We start from the raw sequence: 18,518 nt of genomic DNA, 5'->3' as shown, positions 1-18,518 counted from the left end.
GGGCGGTTGTTCTGGTCGACGTTGGTGCTCATGTTCGATTCACTCGTGAGGTGGTTCGTTGATGGGACCTCGGTTCAGGACTGATTTTTCTTATTGTTGGAATTCGTTCCCTGTAGGAGCCGGCTTGCTGGCGATCCAGGCAACCCGGTGTGTCAGGCAGACCGAGGTGCCTGGATCGCCAGCAAGCCGGCTCCTACAAGAGCGTTGTATGAATCTAGAATGAATCACCCGGCACACGCACAAACCCTTCCATCAATACCCGCGCGCTGCGGCTCATGATGGCTTTTTTCACTGTCCACTCGCCGTTCACTTGCGTCGCTTGCGCGCCCACGCGCAACGTGCCGGACGGATGCCCGAAGCGCACAGCGTTGCGCTCGACGCCGCCCGCTGCCAGGTTGACCAACGTGCCGGAGATCGCCGCCGCCGTGCCAATCGCCACCGCCGCGGTGCCCATCATTGCGTGGTGCAGTTTGCCCATCGACAATGCTCTGACCAGCAAGTCGATATCGCCGCCGCTGATCGCCTTGCCGCTCGACGCAATGTAATCCGCCGGTTTGGCCACGAACGCGACTTTCGGTGTGTGCTGCCGTTTCGCAGCTTCGTCGAGACTGGAGATCAGGCCCATGCGCAACGCGCCGCATGCGCGAATGGTTTCGAACATCGCCAGCGCTTTCAGATCGCCGTTGATCGCGCCCTGCAACTCGGTGCCGGTGTAACCGATGTCTTCGGCGTTGACGAATATCGTCGGGATCCCGGCATTAATCAGTGTCGACTTGAAGGTGCCAACGCCGGGCACTTCGAGGTCGTCGATGAGGTTGCCGGTGGGGAACATCGAGCCGCCAGCGCCCTCTTCTTCCGCTGCCGGGTCGAGAAATTCAAGCTGCACTTCAGCGGCAGGAAAGGTCACGCCGTCGAGTTCGAAGTCACCGGTTTCCTGGACTTCACCGTGGGTGATCGGCACGTGAGCGATGATGGTCTTGCCGATGTTGGCCTGCCACACGCGCACCACTGCAACGCCGTTTTGCGGAATACGGCTGGCGTCCACCAGGCCATTGCTGATGGCGAACGAACCGACGGCCGCCGACAGGTTGCCGCAGTTGCCGCTCCAGTCGACGAAAGGCTTGTCGATGGAGACCTGACCGAACAGGTAATCGACGTCGTGATCGGCCTTGGTGCTTTTCGACAGGATCACGGTTTTGCTGGTGCTGGAGGTCGCACCGCCCATGCCGTCGATCTGTTTGTCGTACGGGTCCGGGCTGCCGATGACGCGCAGCAACAACGCATCGCGCGCCGGGCCTGCGGTCTGCGCCGCCTCGGGCAGGTCGTTGAGGCTGAAGAACACGCCTTTGCTGGTGCCGCCGCGCATGTAGGTGGCGGGTATCTTTATTTGAGGTGCGTGAGCCATGGGTGCTCCTTCATAGCGAGCGAAGGACTTGAAGTCCCCTGCTCGCACATCGTGTTTTTAAACGGCAACCGCCGACTCTTCGAGGAAGTCCTGGGCGAAACGTTGCAGCACGCCGCCCGCCTCGTAGATCGAGACTTCTTCGGCCGTGTCGAGACGGCAAGTCACCGGCACCTTCAGAACTTCGCCATTGCGGCGATTGATCACCAGCGTCAGCTGCGCACGCGGGGTACGTTCGCCGATCACGTCATAGGTTTCACTGCCGTCGATGCCCAGCGTGTGACGGTCGGTGCCCGGCAGAAACTCCAGCGGCAGCACGCCCATGCCGACCAGATTGGTGCGGTGAATGCGCTCGAAACCTTCTGCGGCAATCGCTTCCACGCCAGCCAGACGCACACCTTTTGCCGCCCAGTCGCGGGACGAGCCCTGACCGTAGTCGGCGCCGGCAATAATGATCAGCGGCTGCTTGCGCGCCATGTAGGTTTCGATGGCTTCCCACATGCGCATCACCTGACCTTCAGGCTCGACCCGGGCCAGCGAGCCCTGCTTGACCTTGCCATTTTCCCGGACCATTTCGTTGAACAGTTTCGGGTTGGCGAAGGTCGCGCGTTGTGCGGTCAGGTGGTCGCCACGGTGCGTTGCGTAAGAGTTGAAGTCCTCTTCCGGCAGGCCCATTTTCGCCAGGTATTCGCCGGCGGCGCTGTCGAGCATGATCGCGTTCGACGGCGACAGGTGATCGGTGGTGATGTTATCCGGCAGCACTGCCAGCGGGCGCATGCCCTTGAGTGGGCGTGCCCCGGCCAACGCGCCTTCCCAGTAAGGCGGACGACGGATATAGGTGCTCATTTCGCGCCAGTCATACAGCGGCGTGACCTTCGGCCCGGTGTCTTCATGGATGGCGAACATCGGGATATACACCTGGCGGAACTGCTCAGGTTTGACCGACGCTTTGACGACGGCATCGATTTCTTCGTCGCTCGGCCAGATGTCTTTCAGGCGGATTTCCTTGCCGTCGGCGTCGAGGCCCAGCACGTCCTTTTCGATGTCGAAACGGATGGTTCCGGCGATGGCATAAGCGACCACCAGCGGTGGCGATGCGAGAAACGCGTTTTTCGCGTACGGGTGGATACGGCCGTCGAAGTTGCGGTTGCCGGAGAGTACGGCGGTCGCGTACAGATCGCGGTCGATGATTTCCTGCTGGATCACCGGATCGAGCGCGCCGGACATGCCGTTGCAGGTGGTGCAGGCGAACGCCACCACGCCGAAACCGAGCTGCTCCAGCTCATGGGTCAGGCCGGCTTCATCAAGGTACAGTGCCACGGTTTTCGAACCCGGCGCCAACGACGATTTGACCCACGGTTTGCGGGTGAGGCCGAGCTTGTTGGCATTACGCGCCAGCAGGCCGGCGGCGATCACGTTGCGCGGGTTGCTGGTGTTGGTGCAACTGGTGATGGCGGCGATGATCACCGCGCCGTCCGGCATTTGCCCGGGCACCTCGTCCCACTGGCCGGAGATGCCTTGCGCGGCCAGATCCGAGGTGGCGACGCGAGCGTGCGGATTGCTCGGGCCGGCCATGTTGCGCACCACCGAAGACAGATCGAAAGTCAGGCCGCGTTCGTACTGCGCGCCCTTCAGGCTGTCGGCCCACAGGCCGGTAGTTTTCGCGTAAGTCTCGACCAGTTGCACCTGATCGTCTTCACGCCCAGTGAGTTTGAGGTAATCGATGGTTTGCTGATCGATATAGAACATCGCGGCGGTGGCGCCGTATTCCGGGGCCATATTGGAGATGGTCGCGCGGTCGCCGAGGGTCAGCCGTGAGGCGCCTTCGCCAAAAAATTCCAGCCACGCGCCGACGACTTTTTGCTTGCGCAGGAATTCGGTCAACGCCAGCACCATGTCGGTGGCGGTGATGCCCGGTTGCAGCTTGCCCGTCAGTTCGACGCCGACGCTTTCCGGCAACCGCATCCACGATGCGCGGCCAAGCATCACGCTCTCCGCTTCCAGCCCGCCGACGCCGATGGCGATCACGCCCAACGCATCCACGTGCGGGGTGTGGCTGTCGGTGCCGACGCAGGTGTCGGGGAACGCAACGCCGTCACGCACCTGAATCACCGGGGACATTTTCTCCAGGTTGATCTGGTGCATGATGCCGTTGCCGGGCGGAATCACATCAACGTTCTTGAACGCCTTTTTGGTCCAATTGATGAAGTGGAAACGGTCTTCGTTGCGCCGGTCTTCGATGGCGCGGTTTTTCTCGAACGCCTCTGGATCGAAGCCGCCGCGTTCGACCGCGAGCGAATGGTCGACGATCAATTGCGTCGGCACTACCGGGTTCACTTGCGCGGGGTCTCCCCCTTGCAAGGCGATCGCGTCACGCAGGCCGGCGAGGTCGACCAGGGCGGTCTGACCGAGGATGTCGTGGCAGACCACGCGCGCCGGGAACCATGGGAAGTCGAGGTCGCGTTTGCGCTCGATGAATTGCTTCAGGGAATCGGTGAGCGTGGCCGGGTCGCAGCGACGCACGAGGTTTTCCGCCAGCACACGGGAGGTGTATGGCAGCGTGTCGTAGGCGCCAGGCTGAATGGCCTCGACTGCCGCACGGACGTCGTAATAATCCAGATGGCTGCCGGGCAGCGGTTTACGGAATTCAGTGTTCATCGTCAGGACTCGGTCACGGTGGTTTCATTAGGCGGGGCCTGGTATCCGGTCTGGATTCAACACAACCCACTGTAGGAGTGAGCCTGCTCGCGATAGCGATGTAACTGGCGACATTAATGTTGAATGTCAGTCCGTCATCGCGAGCAGGCTCGCTCCTACAGGGATCTGCGTTGATTCAGATCCTGGGGCAGGCCCCCAACCATTCAGCGTTGTTCGATTGGCACGAACTTGCGCTGTTCGACGCCGGTGTACTCGGCGCTCGGGCGGATAATGCGGTTGTTGGCGCGTTGTTCGAACACGTGCGCAGCCCAGCCGGTCAAGCGCGAGCAGACGAAAATCGGTGTGAACAATTTGGTCGGAATGCCCATGAAGTGGTACGTCGACGCATGGTAGAAATCGGCGTTCGGGAACAGTTTCTTCTGCTCCCACATGGTCTTGTCGATGGCTTCGGAGACCGGAAACAACACCGTATCACCCACCTCGTCAGCGAGCTTTTTCGACCAGGCCTTGATCACCTCGTTGCGCGGATCGTTGTCCTTATAGATCGCGTGACCGAAGCCCATGATCTTGTCTTTGCGCTCGAGCATGCCGAGGGTGCCTTTGACCGCCTCTTCCGGCGAACTGAAGCGCTCGATCATTTCCATCGCCGCTTCGTTGGCCCCGCCGTGCAGCGGACCGCGCAGCGAACCGATGGCCGCCGTCACGCAGGAGAACAGATCAGACAAGGTCGAAGCGCAGACTCGAGCCGTGAAGGTCGAGGCATTGAACTCGTGCTCCGCGTAGAGAATCAGCGAAACGTTCATCACTTTGACGTGCAACTCGCTCGGCTTTTTATCGTGCAGCAAATGCAGAAAATGGCCGCCGAGGGTTTGTTCGTCGCTGACGCAACTGATGCGCTTGCCGTCGTGACTGAAGCGATACCAGTAGCACATGATCGCCGGGAACGCGGCCAGCAGGCGGTCGGTTTTGTCGTGCTGCTCGGAGAAGTCTTTTTCCGGCTCCAGGTTGCCCAGGAACGAGCAGCCGGTGCGCATCACATCCATCGGGTGGGCGTCGGCGGGGATGCGTTCCAGCACTTCTTTCAAAGCTTGCGGCAGGTCGCGCAGCTTGCCGAGTTTGCTTTGATAATCGGCCAGTTGCGCCTTGGTTGGCAGCTCGCCGTACAGCAGCAGATAGGCCACTTCTTCGAATTGCGCGTCAGCCGCCAGTTCGCGAACGTCGTAGCCGCGATAAGTCAGACCGGCACCCGACTGGCCCACGGTGGACAATGCGGTTTGCCCGGCAACCTGGCCCCGGAGCCCGGCGCCACTGAGTACTTTTGCTTCGGCCATTTGCTGTCTCCAATTTTTGAATTTGTTAGGGAATCGGCAATTGTTAACGCGTCATTTCGTAGCAGCTGTCGAGCAGCGCGAGGCTGCGTTCGGCTGCGAACCAGTTTGCGAGTCCTTCGGCCTCGGACGCAGCCTCGCAGGCTCGGCAGCTGCTACACAGACCGGATTACTTCTTTGCGTTCGCGGCAAACAACGCATCGAGCTTCTGCTCGAAGGTGTGATAGTCGATGCGATCGTAAAGCTCCATGCGAGTCTGCATGGTGTCGATGACGTTCTGCTGCGTGCCGTCGCGGCGGATCGCGGTGTAGACATTTTCCGCCGCCTTGTTCATCGCGCGGAACGCCGACAATGGGTATAGCACCAGCGACACGTCGGCACCGGCCAATTGCTCGGTGGTGTACAGCGGCGTCGCGCCGAACTCGGTGATGTTGGCCAGAATCGGCGCTTTCACGCGGCTGGCGAACAGCTTGTACATCTCCAGTTCGGTGATGGCTTCGGGGAAGATCATGTCAGCGCCGGCTTCGATGCACGCGGCTGCACGATCCAGCGCAGACTCAAGGCCTTCCACTGCCAGCGCATCGGTGCGCGCCATGATCACGAAGCTGTCATCGGTGCGCGCATCGACGGCCGCTTTGATGCGGTCGACCATCTCCTGCTGGGACACGATCTCTTTATTAGGGCGATGGCCGCAGCGCTTCGCGCCGACCTGGTCTTCGATGTGAATCGCTGCAGCGCCGAACTTGATCATCGATTTGACCGTGCGCGCGACGTTGAACGCCGACGAGCCAAAACCGGTGTCGACGTCCACCAGCAGCGGCAGATCGCAGACGTCGGTGATGCGGCGCACGTCAGTGAGCACGTCATCCAGGCCGGTAATGCCCAGGTCCGGCACGCCGAGAGAGCCGGCAGCCACACCGCCACCGGACAGATAAATAGCTTTGAAACCGGCGCGCTTGGCCAGCAACGCGTGGTTGGCGTTGATCGCGCCAACCACTTGCAGCGGATGCTCGCTGGCGACCGCATCGCGGAAACGCTGGCCTGGAGTGCTCTTGTTGGAACTCATGACTCACCTCGTTCAGTGGCTGTCGGGTTAGCGCCGTCCTGGTAATGACGGGCGATATTGCGTTTGGACGCGCCGATGTGGCGGCGCATCAACAACTCGGCCAGCTCACCGTCACGGTCGGCGATGGCATCGAGAATCCGGTGGTGCTCGGCGAAGGCCTGATGCGGGCGGTTGGGCGTAGTGGAAAACTGGATGCGGTACATGCGCACCAGTTGATACAGCTCGCCGCAGAGCATCTGCGTCAGGGTGCGGTTGCCACTGCCCTGGATAATCCGGTAATGAAAGTCAAAATCGCCTTCCTGCTGGTAATAGCCAACACCCGCCTGAAATGCCTCATCGCGCTCGTGGGTTTCGAGGACGCGGCGCAGTTCGTCGATTTCTTCGGCGGTCATGCGTTCAGCGGCCAGACGGCAGGCCATGCCTTCGAGGGATTCGCGGATTTCGTAGAGTTCGATCAGTTCTGCGTGACTCAGGGAAACAACCCGTGCGCCGACGTGCGGTATGCGCACCAGCAGCCGCTGGCCTTCGAGCCGGTGGATGGCTTCGCGCAACGGTCCGCGGCTGATGCCGTAGGTGCGGGCGAGTTCTGGCTCGGAAATTTTGCTGCCCGGGGCGATCTCGCCTTTGACGATGGCCGCCTGAATGCGCCGGAAGACGTTTTCGGAGAGGGTTTCCGTGTCGTCCAGGAGGAGCGGAGGATCGAGTTGAGCCAGCATATTGTCGACACCTTTAAAGCTAATGCCATGAAAACTAGCTAATACCAAGGGGTTAGTCAAAGGATAAATAGGTATTGTCGACAATCGTCTAATAACGCATTTTTTTAGGTATACGCATCCCCCTGTAGGAGCCGAGCTTGCTCGCGATGGCTTTGTATTGGGCGACGTAGGTCTTGAGGGTTTACATATCCAGCGCCGCTTCAGGCGTACGCAAAACCTGTAGGAGCCGAGCTTGCTCGCGATGGTGGTGTGTCAGGTGACGTGGATTTTTTGAAGGTGTGCATATCCGTTTTTGCGGTGATGGCTGATAGGGGTTCCGCCCTTACGGCGGGTCACTTGGAAATGCCTACGCGGCCCGGCCCCAAGTAACCAAGCGCCTGCGCCCCTGACGTACGGTGGCTCGCTAAGGCTCGCCATGCCCTCGCTCCGGTCCTGCTCCGTGGGCCCGCTGCCATCGGCCATCCATGGCCGGCGGCAGCTAACCCGGCATCCTTGCCGGGTTGCCCACTGCGCAGAACCTGCGCTCGGCCTTCCGACGGGGCAGATCAAGATCAGGATCAAGATCAAGATCTGAAGCAAAGCAACGGCGCCATCCGGGCAGGATCATTCTGTCCGATACGACACAGGACCCGTAGCAGCTGGCGCAGCCTGCGTCCGGCTGCGCAGCAGTCGTCTATTCTGCGCACTGGTCCATCTGACAAACCGCGTTGCCCGATTTACGACTGCTTCGCAGCCGGACGCAGGCTGCGCCAGCTGCTACACGGTTTTGTGTGATGGCGGAATACCGCCAGCCAGGTCGGCTATCAGGCCGCCTCGGCGGCTGTGGCGTTTAGCGCACCGTCGGGAGGCTGAGCACAGGTTCTGCGCAGTGGGCAACCCGGCATGGACGCCGGGTTAGGCGCGCACGGCCAAGGATGGCCGATCGCGCCGGGCCCACGGAGCAGGACCGGAGCGAAGGCATGGCGAGCCTTAGCGAGCCACCGGACGTCAGGGGCAAGAGCCCTTGGTTAGTTGGGGCCGGGCCGCGCAGGCTTTTCCAAGTGACTCGCCGTAAGGGCGAAACCAATATCGGCATCACCGGAGCAACGGATATGTACACCGACAAAACCTAATCGCCCAAGACGTAGCCATCGCCCCTACAGGTAATCTCACAAAGCGGTCCGCCTGATAAAGCACCAACCCCCAACCACTCATAGCCGCTGGCCAGCGCTGGCGCCATAAAACCACCGTGCTAGAATGCCGCCCGCATTTGTCTCTGACATCTGCCCTGCCTGGCGCAAAAAAATGGCCAGGCACACGCGGGAGCTTGCGCATTCATTATTGCCAGGGCCTAGAATCGACACACGGACCGCTGCGCATCAGGATCTATGAGACTCAAGCCTTTCCCAACATTTTTATATCTACTCTGCCTGCCCGGCATCGCCGCCGCGGGGGGGAAAACCGTGTACGGCCTTAACGAGTACGCTTCCCTGGACGGCATCAACCTGGAGGTCGCCGCCAAACTCGACACTGGTGCGAAAACCGCCTCCCTGAGCGCCCGTGACATCAAGCGTTTCAAACGTGATGGCGAATCCTGGGTGCGTTTCTACCTGGCCATCGACGCTGCACATTCGCACCCCATCGAACGGCCACTAGCCCGGGTCAGCAAGATCAAACGTCGCGCTGGCGACTATGATCCTGATGAAGGCAAAAAATACACTGCCCGTCCGGTCATCGAGCTGGACATCTGCATGGGCTCGGCCTTACGCAGCATCGAAGTGAACCTGACCGACCGCAGCGCCTTCCAATACCCGCTGCTGATCGGCTCCGAAGCGCTTAAACGCTTCGACGCGCTGGTCGACCCAAGTCTTAAATACGCTGCTGGCAAACCTGCCTGCGCCACCGACGCACATACCGCAGAGTAATCACCATGCGCTCTCTTACCCTTCATCTGAAATTCCTGATCGCCATCCTGGTGGTGCTGGGCATTTCGATTACGGCCTATCAGATTTTCGTGCTCGGCATTCCGGTCACCGAAGACGCCACCGACGACTTATGGAACATCGACGCCAAGGTCGAGTTCGTCGCCAGCACCAAAGATCCGGTCAAGATCCAGATGTTCGTGCCACCGCTGAGCCGCGATTACGTGAGTCTCAACGAGAGCTTCATTTCCAACAATTACGGCGTCGCCGTGAACCGCGTCGACGGCAACCGCAAGGTCACCTGGTCAGCGCGTCGCGCCAAGGGCAATCAGACTCTTTATTACCGTCTGGTGCTGACCAAGCGTTACACCGGGGAAAAGTCCAAGGTCAAAGGTCCGACCTTCCGCGACAGCATCGCCGTCGAAGGTGCAGAAAAGGTGGCTGTCGAAGCCTTGCTCGCGCCGATCCGCCAGCACTCGGCCGACGTCGAGACGTTCATCGGCGAAGCCATCAAGCGTGTGAACAATGTCAATGATGACAATGTGAAGCTGCTGCTGGGCGGCGATCCATCAGTCGGGCACAAGGCAAAAATCGTCGAACTGCTGCTGTCGCTCGCTCACGTACCGGTTGAAAAGGTCCACACCATCCGGCTGGTCGCCGATCAGCCGCAGTCACCTGAACTCTGGCTGCGCAGCTTCAACGGCGCCGACTGGCTGTTCTTCAATCCCGAGACCGGTGAGCAGGGCCTGCCGACCGACCGCCTGCTGTGGTGGACCGGCGATGAAAACCTGATCACCGTCGATGGTGGCAAGAAAGCCACTGTCACCTTCAGCATGAACAACAGCGAGATGAACGCGATTCGCCTGGCCAAGTTGACCGACGAAAACACCGACGCCAATTTCCTCGAATATTCGTTGTACGGCTTGCCACTGCAAACCCAGCAGACGTTCATGATCATGGTCATGATCCCGATCGGCGTGCTGGTGATCCTGATCCTGCGCAACCTGATCGGGCTGCAGACGCTCGGCACGTTTACCCCGGTGCTGATCGCCCTCGCCTTTCGCGAAACCCAGCTGGGTTTCGGAATCATCCTGTTCACGGTGATCACCGCGCTGGGACTGTCGCTGCGCTCCTACCTTGAACACCTGAAATTGCAGATGCTGCCGCGCCTGTCGGTAGTGCTGACCTTCGTCGTGGTGTTGATTGCGGCGATCAGCCTGTTCAGCCACAAACTCGGCCTTGAACGCGGACTGTCGGTCGCGCTGTTCCCGATGGTGATTCTGACCATGACCATCGAGCGTCTGTCGATCACCTGGGAAGAACGTGGTGCCAGTCATGCAATGAAAGTGGCGATCGGCACGCTGTTCGCCGCCGCGCTGGCGCACCTGATCATGAGCGTGCCGGAACTGGTGTACTTCGTGTTCACCTTCCCGGCGATCCTGCTGATTCTCGTCGGTTTCATGCTGGCCATGGGTCGCTATCGCGGTTACCGCCTGACGGAACTGGTGCGTTTCAAGGCATTCCTGAAGAAGGCTGACGCCTGATGTTCGGTTTCTGGAAGACCTGGAAGGCCCTGGAAGCCCGGGGCATCATGGGCATCAATCGACGCAATGCGGACTACGTGCTGAAGTACAACAAGCGCAGCCTGTACCCGATCGTCGACGACAAGATCATCACCAAAGAGCGCGCCATCGCTGCCGGCATCCATGTGCCGGAGCTGTACGGCGTGATTTCCACGGAAAAGGAAATCGACAACCTCACCGAGATCATCGGTGGGCGCAGTGATTTCGTGATCAAACCGGCGCAGGGCGCGGGCGGCGACGGCATCATTGTGATCGCCGACCGCTTCGAGGGGCGTTATCGCACGGTCTCCGGGAAGATCATCAGCCACGAGGAAATCGAGCACCATGTCTCGAGCATCCTCACCGGCCTCTATTCGCTGGGCGGTCACCGGGACCGGGCGCTGGTCGAATACCGGGTGATCCCGGACCAGATCTTCAAAAGCATCAGCTACGAAGGCGTGCCGGACATTCGCATCATCGTGTTGATGGGTTATCCGGTCATGGCGATGTTGCGCCTGCCTACCCGTCAGTCCGGCGGCAAGGCCAACCTGCACCAGGGCGCTATCGGCGTCGGTGTCGATCTGGCAACCGGCCTGACGCTGCGCGGCACCTGGCTGAACAACATCATCACCAAACACCCGGACACCACCAATGCGGTGGATGGCGTGCAACTGCCCTACTGGGATGGTTTCATGAAACTTGCTGCCGGCTGTTATGAGCTGTGCGGGTTGGGTTACATCGGTGTCGACATGGTGCTTGACCAGGAAAAAGGCCCGCTGATTCTCGAGCTAAACGCCCGCCCGGGGTTGAACATTCAGATTGCCAATGATTGCGGCCTGACATTGCGAACGCATGCGGTCGAAGCACGGCTCGAAGATCTCAAGGCTCGCGGCGTGGTCGAGACGGTTGAGGAGCGGATGGCGTTTGTGCAGGAAATGTTCGGGCATATTCCAGCGGTCGAGGGCTGACCCAGGTCCTGCGTCGCGCCCATCGCGAGCAAGCTTGCTCCTACAGAGCCCGTGGCAAGCGGCCCATCCCGGCACGTCACAAATCCTGTAGGAGCCTGGCTTGCCAGCGATGACGGCCGGACAGACGCATCAGATCTCACACCCGTCCACCCACGCGGCTCTAGGAGCAATTCCCCGAGCAGACTACAATCGCCACCCCGCCTCGATGGCTGACCTGCCCCGCCCATGCTGACCTGCTCCGTACACCCGCTGCCCTATCGCGCCAATCCCGCAGACTATTTCGCGGCAGTTCGCCATGCCCCCGGCGCCGTTCTCCTCGACAGCGGTCGACCGATTGCCGATCGCGGCCGCTATGACCTGCTTAGCGCGTGGCCGCTGCAACAGCTCACGGTTTCGCCCGACGAGAGCGGCAGGGATTTCCTGCAACGCCTGCGGGACAATCTGACACAACTGGGCGAAGCCAGCGTCCCCTTCGACCTGCCCTTCGCCGGTGGCTTGATCGGCTACCTGAGTTATGACTTCGGCCGCCATCTGGAAAACCTGCCAACCCAGGCGCACGACGATCTGCAATTGCCCGATGCGCGTTTCGGTGTGTACGACTGGGCGCTGATCAGTGATCACCATCGGGCCACCACCCAACTGGTGTTTCACCCGACGTTGCGCAACAGTGAACGTCAGCGGCTGATCGTTTTATTCAGCCAGCCAGCTGAATTGGTCGAGCCGTTCAAGCTGAAAGCGCCGATGAAAGCCGATCTCAGCGCCGGTGAGTATCGCCAGGCATTTGAGCGCATTCAGCACTACATCCAGGCCGGTGACTGCTACCAGGTCAATTTTGCCCAGCGTTTCCGCGCGGAATGCGAAGGCGATCCATGGGCGGCTTACTGCGCGCTGCGAGACGCCTGTCCTACGCCGTTTTCCGGTTTCCAGAGTCTGCCCGACGGCGGCGCGGTGCTGAGCCTGTCGCCGGAACGTTTCGTCAAGGTCAGCGAGCGACACGTCGAAACCCGACCGATCAAAGGCACCCGTCCTCGTGGCCTGACCGCTACGGAAGATGCCGCAAACGCCGCCGAACTGCTCGCCAGCCCCAAGGATCGCGCAGAAAACCTGATGATTGTCGATCTTCTGCGCAATGACCTGGGACGCACCTGCCGAATCGGCTCGGTGCGCGTCCCGGAATTGTTCAGCCTGGAAAGCTACCCGAACGTGCATCACCTGGTGAGCAGCGTAACCGGCGAACTGGCGGATGACCGTGATGCACTGGACCTGATAGCCGGCAGCTTTCCCGGTGGCTCGATCACCGGCGCACCGAAGATTCGCGCGATGCAAATCATTGATGAGCTGGAGCCAACCCGCCGCGGATTGTATTGCGGATCGTTGGTGTACCTCGACGTACGCGGAAAAATGGACAGCTCTATCGCAATCCGCAGCTTGCTGGTCAAGGATGGGCAGGTGTGCTGCTGGGGCGGCGGCGGAATTGTCGCGGATTCCGAGTGGCAGGCTGAGTATCAGGAGTCAATCACCAAGGTGAAGGTGTTGCTCGATACCCTGCAAAACCTGTAGCTGCCGAAGGCTGCGATCTTTTGATCTTGAAAAATCAAAAGATCGCAGCCTCGTTTCACTCGACAGTTCCTACAGGGGTCGGGCTTACAAACTCAACGCCCGATTCGAAGCCTTGATGAACTCCTGTTTCAAGTCCTCAAAACTGTGCACCGCCGGGAACTGCGGGAATTCGCGGATCACATTGTCCGGCGCGTGGAACAAGATCCCCGCATCCGCTTCGCCCAGCATCGTCGTGTCGTTGTAGGAATCGCCTGCCGCAATCACTCGGTAATACAGGCTCTTGAAGGCCAATACCGACTGACGTTTCGGATCTTTCTGACGCAACTGATAGCTGGTCACCCGCCCGGAATCGTCGGTAATCAGACGATGGCATAGCAAGGTTGGAAAACCCAGTTGACGCATCAGCGGCTGGGAAAACTCGTAAAACGTGTCCGACAGAATCACCACCTGAAAACGCTCGCGCAGCCAGTTGACGAACTCGACGGCGCCGTCCAGTGGCTTCAGGGTAGCGATCACTGCCTGGATGTCAGCGAGTTTCAGCCCGTGTTCGTCGAGAATGCGCAGGCGCTGCTGCATCAGCACGTCGTAGTCGGGAATATCCCGGGTGGTCGCCCTGAGGGATTCGATCCCGGTTTTTTCGGCGAAGGCGATCCAGATTTCCGGGACCAGGACACCTTCAAGATCCAGACAGGCAATTTCCACAAGACACTCCCATTTGTAGTGATTATTGAGTCGAGCGAGTAAAAAGACTGCCGAACTCTAGCGATTCGAACAAGCCTGCGCAACGCACAGGGCACGCCAGCGGCCGCAGGATTTTGTTACCATCAGCCCCATATAGAGCGCCCAGCGCCACCGACCTGTAGGAAGCCGCCTGATGAGCCCATCGTTCGACGTCGTTGAACTCGCCACGACCTATGCCAACAAATCTGCCCAGGACATCCTGAAGCTCGCGTTTGCCGAGTTCGGTGATGAGCTGTGGATATCGTTCAGTGGCGCCGAAGACGTGGTGCTGGTGGACATGGCCTGGAAGCTGAACAAAAACGTCAAAGTGTTCAGCCTCGACACCGGTCGCTTGCATCCGGAAACCTATCGCTTCATCGACCAGGTTCGCGAACATTACAAGATCGACATCGAACTGGTGTCGCCGGACTACAGCAAACTTGAACCGTTTGTGAAGGAAAAAGGCCTGTTCAGTTTCTATCGGGACGGTCATGGTGAATGCTGCGGCATTCGCAAGATCGAGCCACTGCGGCGCAAACTCTCGGGTGTAAAAGCCTGGGCAACCGGCCAGCGCCGTGACCAGAGCCCCGGCACCCGGAGCGCCGTGGCGGTCATGGAAATCGACACAGCGTTCTCCACCCCTGAACGCACCTTGTACAAATTTAACCCGTTGGCGCAAATGACCAGCGAAGAGATCTGGGGTTACATTCGCATGCTGGAGCTGCCCTACAACAGCCTGCACGAGCGCGGATTCATCAGCATCGGCTGCGAACCGTGCACCCGCCCGGTGCTGCCAAACCAGCATGAACGTGAAGGTCGCTGGTGGTGGGAAGAAGCCACGCAGAAAGAATGCGGACTGCATGCGGGCAATATCATCAGCAAATCCAAGGCGTAAGCCGCGGCTTGGAAGAATTTGTGGGAGCAAGGCTTGCCAAACTTCCACAAGGATTCAGCAGATCCCGTGGGAGCATATGGTGCGGCATTCCGACTTGCCCGCTATCGCCGCACCTCGGTCCAACGCCGTGCTCACACCGCGCTGAACCGCGTCCTCAACTGCTGCTCGGCAAACTGCTCAATGATGAAATCCACAAAGGCCCGGGTCTTGCCCGGCAACAATTTGTGTTCGGCATAATAAATCGAAATGTGCCCGTCATCGATGTACCAGTCGGGCAATACCCGCTGCAACGTCCCCGCCTGCAGGTAATTCACCGCAAACGGCATGCTCACCAAGGCGATCCCCAACCCCTGAGTCGCCACCGCGCACGCCGCTTCGGAATCGCTCATGGTCATCCGCGCCCTGAGCACAAGCGGGCTCTGTTGTTGCTCGCGCCCGGTCAGGTGCCAGGATCGCACACGCCCGGTCTGCGGCGAGCGAATCAGGATGCCGTCATGGTGCTGAAGATCGGTTGGCTCAAAAATTGGCTCTCGTTGTGACAGGTAGCCAGGGGACGCCACCAGTACACGATGCGCCGGCGTCAGTTTGCGTGCGACCACCCCTTGAGGCAGGTCGAAACCACCGCCGATGGCCGCATCGAAACCCTGCGCGATCAGGTCGACCTGGCGATTATCGAAATGCCAATCGGGGTTGATCGCTGGGAACCGCTGCAAAAATTCCCCGAGCAGCGGCACGATGTACAAGCGCCCGAACACTGTTCCCACGCTCACTTTCAACGTGCCCGCCGGTCGCCCTCCTGCGCTGGCAAGGTTCGCCACTGCATTCTGGATCGTTAGCAGACTACCGCTGACTTCGCCGAGAAACAGCTGGCCGGCCTCGGTTAATCGCAGGCTGCGGGTACTGCGCTGAAACAGCCGCACACCCAGCCGCGCCTCCAGTTTTGCGACACTCTTGCCCACCGCTGCCGGCGTGAGACTCAAGCGGCGTGCCGCCTCGGCAAAACTCCCAACCTCGGCGCTGCGCACGAAGCATTCGATACTGCTGAAAGTTTCCATGACCGCCACTCTAAACTTCTGGTTTACACAGACTATAGCGATTGCAGTCTACTCAGAGGGTAATCAGCCGAAGATACTGAACTCCATCAACCGCGGCCTCTCGCCCCGGCACTCTGGAGATCGATATGACTACCCAAAACCTCAGCGGCAAAGTGGCTTTCATTCAAGGCGGATCCCGCGGGATTGGCGCGGCTATCGTCAAACGCCTGGCCGCAGAAGGCGCGACGGTCGCCTTCACTTACGTCAGCTCCACCGCCAAAGCCGAAGAACTGCAAAACAGCATCATTGCCGCTGGCGGAAAAGCGCTGGCGATCAAGGCTGACAGCGCTGACGCCGACGCCATCCGCAGCGCAGTCAGCGCGACTGTCGATGCATTCGGCGGTCTGGACATTCTGGTCAACAACGCCGGCGTGCTGGCCGTCGCGCCGCTGGAAGATTTCAAACTGGAAGACTTCGATCAGACCTTGGCCATCAACGTGCGCAGCGTGTTCGTTGCCACTCAGGCTGCAGCCGTTCACATGGTCCATGGCGGTCGCATCATCAATATCGGCAGCACCAACGCCGACCGCATGCCCTTCGCGGGAGGTGCCACCTACGCCATGAGTAAATCGGCGCTGGTCGGCTTGACCAAGGGTCTCGCCCGCGACCTGGGCCCACGCGGGATCACCGTCAACAACGTACAAGCCGGCCCGGTCGACACCGATATGAACCCGGCCAACACCGAGTTCGCTGACAGCCTGATGCCGCTCATGGCGGTCGGCCGTTACGGCACGGTGGAAGAAATCGCCAGTTTCGTGGCCTATCTGGCAGGGCCGGAAGCCGGCTACATCACCGGTGCCAGCCTGACCATCGACGGTGGTTTCGGCGCCTGATTTCACTTGCGCTCAGACGCGAAAACGCCGGGAACCTTGATCAGGTTGCTGGCGTTTTTGCATCGGCGAATATCACGCCCACTCCAGCGCCGGCAGGCCGCAGACGCTTGGGGTAAACGCCTTGAGCGAGCGCAGGATGCGGTCGGCATGGGAGTATTTTTCATCGGCCATCGCCGCGTCGGGAATGGCGATAGCAGTCATGCCCGCGGCTTTCGCAGCGGTCACGCCAAACGGCGAATCTTCGAACACCAGACAATCCTCGGGGGCCACACCCAGCCGCCGCGCCGCCGTGAGGAAAATGTCAGGCGCCGGTTTCGCTGCGCCAACTTCCGGATCATCAGCCGTGACGATGAAATCGAACAACGCAAACCAGTCACGGTGCAGGGTGGTTTTCTGTCCGAATGACTGGCGCGAAGAACTGGTACCGACTGCGATAGGAATGTCGTTCGCCTTCAAATGCCGAACCAGCTGCTCAGCACCCGGCATCGCCAACGCCGTCGGAAAACGCTCGCGCATCAGCGGCTCGCGGATCTGCAGAAACTCTTCTGCACTGATGGGCAGGTCCAGCGCCTCGACCACATAACGGGCCAGATCAGCCGCGCCCCGGCCGATGATGTTCTGTTTGACGCTCCAATCGAAGGTCCGACCGTAGCGCTGGGCAATGATCGACGTGACCTCTGTGTAAATGCCCTCGGTGTCGAGCAGCAAGCCGTCCATGTCGAAGATCACGGCTTTGATCGGGCGGAGCTCTTTCAGCGCTGCATTCATCACATCTGATCCGTTTTTAATGACACCCCGGAGAACGCGAAGACGTTCGACCAGGATTGATTAAAGGGTTCAGCAGCATACCGAGCGCGGACGGCTCAGAGCAACGGGCAATCCTTGGCCCGGTGTAAAAACCTGTGTCCATTGACCGGATATTCATTTAGCGATTTGCCCTACAACAAACGCCTCTTTTCCCGACTTCTTTATTTGTAGATCCCCCGCAAAGTCGCGCTCCAACCGATCCGCGCAAAGGGACTGCGAATGTTCAAACCCGACAAGATCCTGGCCTTGAACAACGCCGTCGGCCTGCTGGTGGTCGCTGCGATGAACCCCGATCAGCCAGATGTCGAGGCGCTGCTCGATGATTTTCGGCTCAGCCTAAATGACTACGATGCTTGGGCTGAGAGCTACTGGACCGGTTGGGCGCTGGGTGTAGAGCAAGTATTCAAGGTCGGCAACGAGGTCCGCTTGACCGCGCCGAAGGAACTCACCTCGCCGGTCAGTTCGACGGTCACCCGTTGTCCCGCTGAAGGCCCGCTGACCCTGGTGCATATGTTTGAGGCCGCTCGGTTTGTGCCCATCGGCGATACACCGGTCATGCTCGAGCGGATCATCGAAGGACCCGAGGGTGAAATCAGTTTCGATCAACCCGTTCATCACACCATCGGGCCGAGCGGCATTCTTGAAGTGGCCGAATGCTGGCGCGGTCACCGTTACCGCATCACGTTCTTTCCCAATGTTTCGGCGGATCACATCAAAGCGCTGTACGCGTCTTATCAAAGCGTTATCGGCGAGTTTGAAGGCTGGCTGCGGGGTGAATGGACGAGCGAGTTCGAGCCGCTGTGGCGGGAGTTTTCCGAAGCGGGCTTCGTTCGGCGCTACGGCATCCTGCAACAGGCTGACTGGAACTGTTTCGAGAAGTCGCTGCTGGGTTTGTGGAGTGACGTAAAGCAGGTTTTCGCACTGATGGCGGACCTGCAGGCCAATAGCGAAAAGCTGCTTGAGTATCTGACCGAACAGGAGCTCGAAGCACTCCTGAATGTCCCCGCC

14 protein-coding genes and 1 pseudogene are annotated in these 18,518 nt (G+C 59.9%); 7 read left to right on the top strand and 8 right to left on the bottom strand.

What is annotated here, in order from left to right:
- Positions 1–214: 214 nt before the first annotated feature.
- From prpF to DU29_RS0125425, 5 genes are all read right to left on the bottom strand, one after another.
- Positions 215–1,405, bottom strand: a complete 1,191-nt coding sequence (gene prpF, locus DU29_RS0125445; protein WP_028624245.1) for a 2-methylaconitate cis-trans isomerase PrpF — start codon at positions 1,403–1,405, stop codon at positions 215–217.
- 57 nt (positions 1,406–1,462) lie between these two features.
- Positions 1,463–4,060: a Fe/S-dependent 2-methylisocitrate dehydratase AcnD gene (gene acnD, locus DU29_RS0125440; RefSeq protein WP_028624244.1), complete on the bottom strand. Its 2,598-nt coding sequence runs from the start codon at positions 4,058–4,060 to the stop codon at positions 1,463–1,465.
- Between the two features lie 203 nt (positions 4,061–4,263).
- The gene (prpC, locus tag DU29_RS0125435; RefSeq protein ID WP_028624243.1) at positions 4,264–5,391 is read right to left on the bottom strand and encodes a bifunctional 2-methylcitrate synthase/citrate synthase; all 1,128 of its coding nucleotides are present in this window, start codon (positions 5,389–5,391) and stop codon (positions 4,264–4,266) included.
- Positions 5,392–5,557: 166 nt separating this feature from the next.
- Entirely contained in the window at positions 5,558–6,454 is an 897-nt protein-coding gene (gene prpB / locus DU29_RS0125430; RefSeq protein ID WP_028624242.1) for a methylisocitrate lyase, read from the bottom strand.
- Entirely contained in the window at positions 6,451–7,167 is a 717-nt protein-coding gene (locus DU29_RS0125425) for a GntR family transcriptional regulator (RefSeq protein ID WP_177326985.1), read from the bottom strand. Before DU29_RS0125425 ends, prpB begins: the two co-directional genes overlap by 4 nt.
- 1,370 nt (positions 7,168–8,537) lie before the next feature.
- Here DU29_RS0125425 and rloA point away from each other — a divergent pair.
- The 4 genes from rloA to pabB all read left to right on the top strand — a co-directional run bounded on the left by rloA (position 8,538) and on the right by pabB (position 13,161).
- Positions 8,538–9,074, top strand: coding sequence for a retropepsin-like aspartic peptidase RloA (gene rloA, locus DU29_RS0125415; RefSeq protein ID WP_028624240.1), 537 nt, complete (start codon positions 8,538–8,540; stop codon positions 9,072–9,074).
- Between the two features lie 5 nt (positions 9,075–9,079).
- Positions 9,080–10,615, top strand: coding sequence for an osmotic stress tolerance membrane protein RloB (gene rloB, locus DU29_RS0125410; protein WP_028624239.1), 1,536 nt, complete (start codon positions 9,080–9,082; stop codon positions 10,613–10,615).
- Entirely contained in the window at positions 10,615–11,601 is a 987-nt protein-coding gene (locus tag DU29_RS0125405; RefSeq protein WP_028624238.1) for an alpha-L-glutamate ligase-like protein, read from the top strand. Before rloB ends, DU29_RS0125405 begins: the two co-directional genes overlap by 1 nt.
- 225 nt (positions 11,602–11,826) lie before the next feature.
- Positions 11,827–13,161: an aminodeoxychorismate synthase component I gene (gene pabB / locus DU29_RS0125400; RefSeq protein WP_028624237.1), complete on the top strand. Its 1,335-nt coding sequence runs from the start codon at positions 11,827–11,829 to the stop codon at positions 13,159–13,161.
- An 84-nt stretch (positions 13,162–13,245) separates the two neighbouring features.
- Here pabB and thrH read toward each other — a convergent pair whose 3' ends face one another.
- Positions 13,246–13,863, bottom strand: a complete 618-nt coding sequence (gene thrH / locus DU29_RS0125395; RefSeq protein WP_028624236.1) for a bifunctional phosphoserine phosphatase/homoserine phosphotransferase ThrH — start codon at positions 13,861–13,863, stop codon at positions 13,246–13,248.
- A gap of 172 nt (positions 13,864–14,035) precedes the next feature.
- Between thrH and DU29_RS0125390 the strand changes: the two genes are divergently transcribed.
- A complete protein-coding gene (locus tag DU29_RS0125390) occupies positions 14,036–14,776 on the top strand; it encodes a phosphoadenylyl-sulfate reductase (protein ID WP_028624235.1) in 741 nt (246 codons plus the stop codon).
- A 131-nt stretch (positions 14,777–14,907) separates the two neighbouring features.
- Here DU29_RS0125390 and DU29_RS0125385 read toward each other — a convergent pair whose 3' ends face one another.
- On the bottom strand, positions 14,908–15,831 hold the full coding sequence (locus DU29_RS0125385; protein WP_028624234.1) for a LysR family transcriptional regulator: 924 nt from the start codon (positions 15,829–15,831) through the stop codon (positions 14,908–14,910).
- Between the two features lie 125 nt (positions 15,832–15,956).
- Between DU29_RS0125385 and DU29_RS0125380 the strand changes: the two genes are divergently transcribed.
- Positions 15,957–16,703, top strand: coding sequence for a 3-oxoacyl-ACP reductase family protein (locus tag DU29_RS0125380; protein ID WP_028624233.1), 747 nt, complete (start codon positions 15,957–15,959; stop codon positions 16,701–16,703).
- 72 nt (positions 16,704–16,775) lie between these two features.
- Here the strand turns inward: DU29_RS0125380 and DU29_RS0125375 are convergent, their stop codons facing one another.
- Positions 16,776–17,471, bottom strand: a complete 696-nt coding sequence (locus tag DU29_RS0125375; RefSeq protein ID WP_028624232.1) for an HAD-IA family hydrolase — start codon at positions 17,469–17,471, stop codon at positions 16,776–16,778.
- 258 nt (positions 17,472–17,729) lie between these two features.
- On the opposite strand from DU29_RS0125375, the pseudogene DU29_RS01000000130440 reads away from it, so the two are divergent.
- Positions 17,730–18,518 (top strand): annotated as a pseudogene (locus DU29_RS01000000130440) (type IV secretion protein Rhs); the annotation flags it as partial.

This window comes from Pseudomonas sp. Ant30-3 (genome assembly GCF_000690905.1).
In the GTDB taxonomy this organism is placed as follows: domain Bacteria; phylum Pseudomonadota; class Gammaproteobacteria; order Pseudomonadales; family Pseudomonadaceae; genus Aquipseudomonas.
The sequence above is the reverse complement of the archived record's forward strand: the minus strand, read 5'-3'. Positions and strand labels throughout refer to the sequence as shown.

Coding starts and splice junctions, on each gene's coding strand:
- rloB (WP_028624239.1), top strand. CDS start 9,080: ATGCGCTCTCTTACCCTTCATCTGAAATTCCTGATCGCCATCCTGGTG.
- rloA (WP_028624240.1), top strand. CDS start 8,538: ATGAGACTCAAGCCTTTCCCAACATTTTTATATCTACTCTGCCTGCCC.
- DU29_RS0125380 (WP_028624233.1), top strand. CDS start 15,957: ATGACTACCCAAAACCTCAGCGGCAAAGTGGCTTTCATTCAAGGCGGA.
- DU29_RS0125405 (WP_028624238.1), top strand. CDS start 10,615: ATGTTCGGTTTCTGGAAGACCTGGAAGGCCCTGGAAGCCCGGGGCATC.
- DU29_RS0125385 (WP_028624234.1), bottom strand. CDS start 15,831: ATGGAAACTTTCAGCAGTATCGAATGCTTCGTGCGCAGCGCCGAGGTT.
- prpC (WP_028624243.1), bottom strand. CDS start 5,391: ATGGCCGAAGCAAAAGTACTCAGTGGCGCCGGGCTCCGGGGCCAGGTT.
- DU29_RS0125390 (WP_028624235.1), top strand. CDS start 14,036: ATGAGCCCATCGTTCGACGTCGTTGAACTCGCCACGACCTATGCCAAC.
- prpB (WP_028624242.1), bottom strand. CDS start 6,454: ATGAGTTCCAACAAGAGCACTCCAGGCCAGCGTTTCCGCGATGCGGTC.
- pabB (WP_028624237.1), top strand. CDS start 11,827: ATGCTGACCTGCTCCGTACACCCGCTGCCCTATCGCGCCAATCCCGCA.
- acnD (WP_028624244.1), bottom strand. CDS start 4,060: ATGAACACTGAATTCCGTAAACCGCTGCCCGGCAGCCATCTGGATTAT.
- prpF (WP_028624245.1), bottom strand. CDS start 1,405: ATGGCTCACGCACCTCAAATAAAGATACCCGCCACCTACATGCGCGGC.
- DU29_RS0125375 (WP_028624232.1), bottom strand. CDS start 17,471: ATGAATGCAGCGCTGAAAGAGCTCCGCCCGATCAAAGCCGTGATCTTC.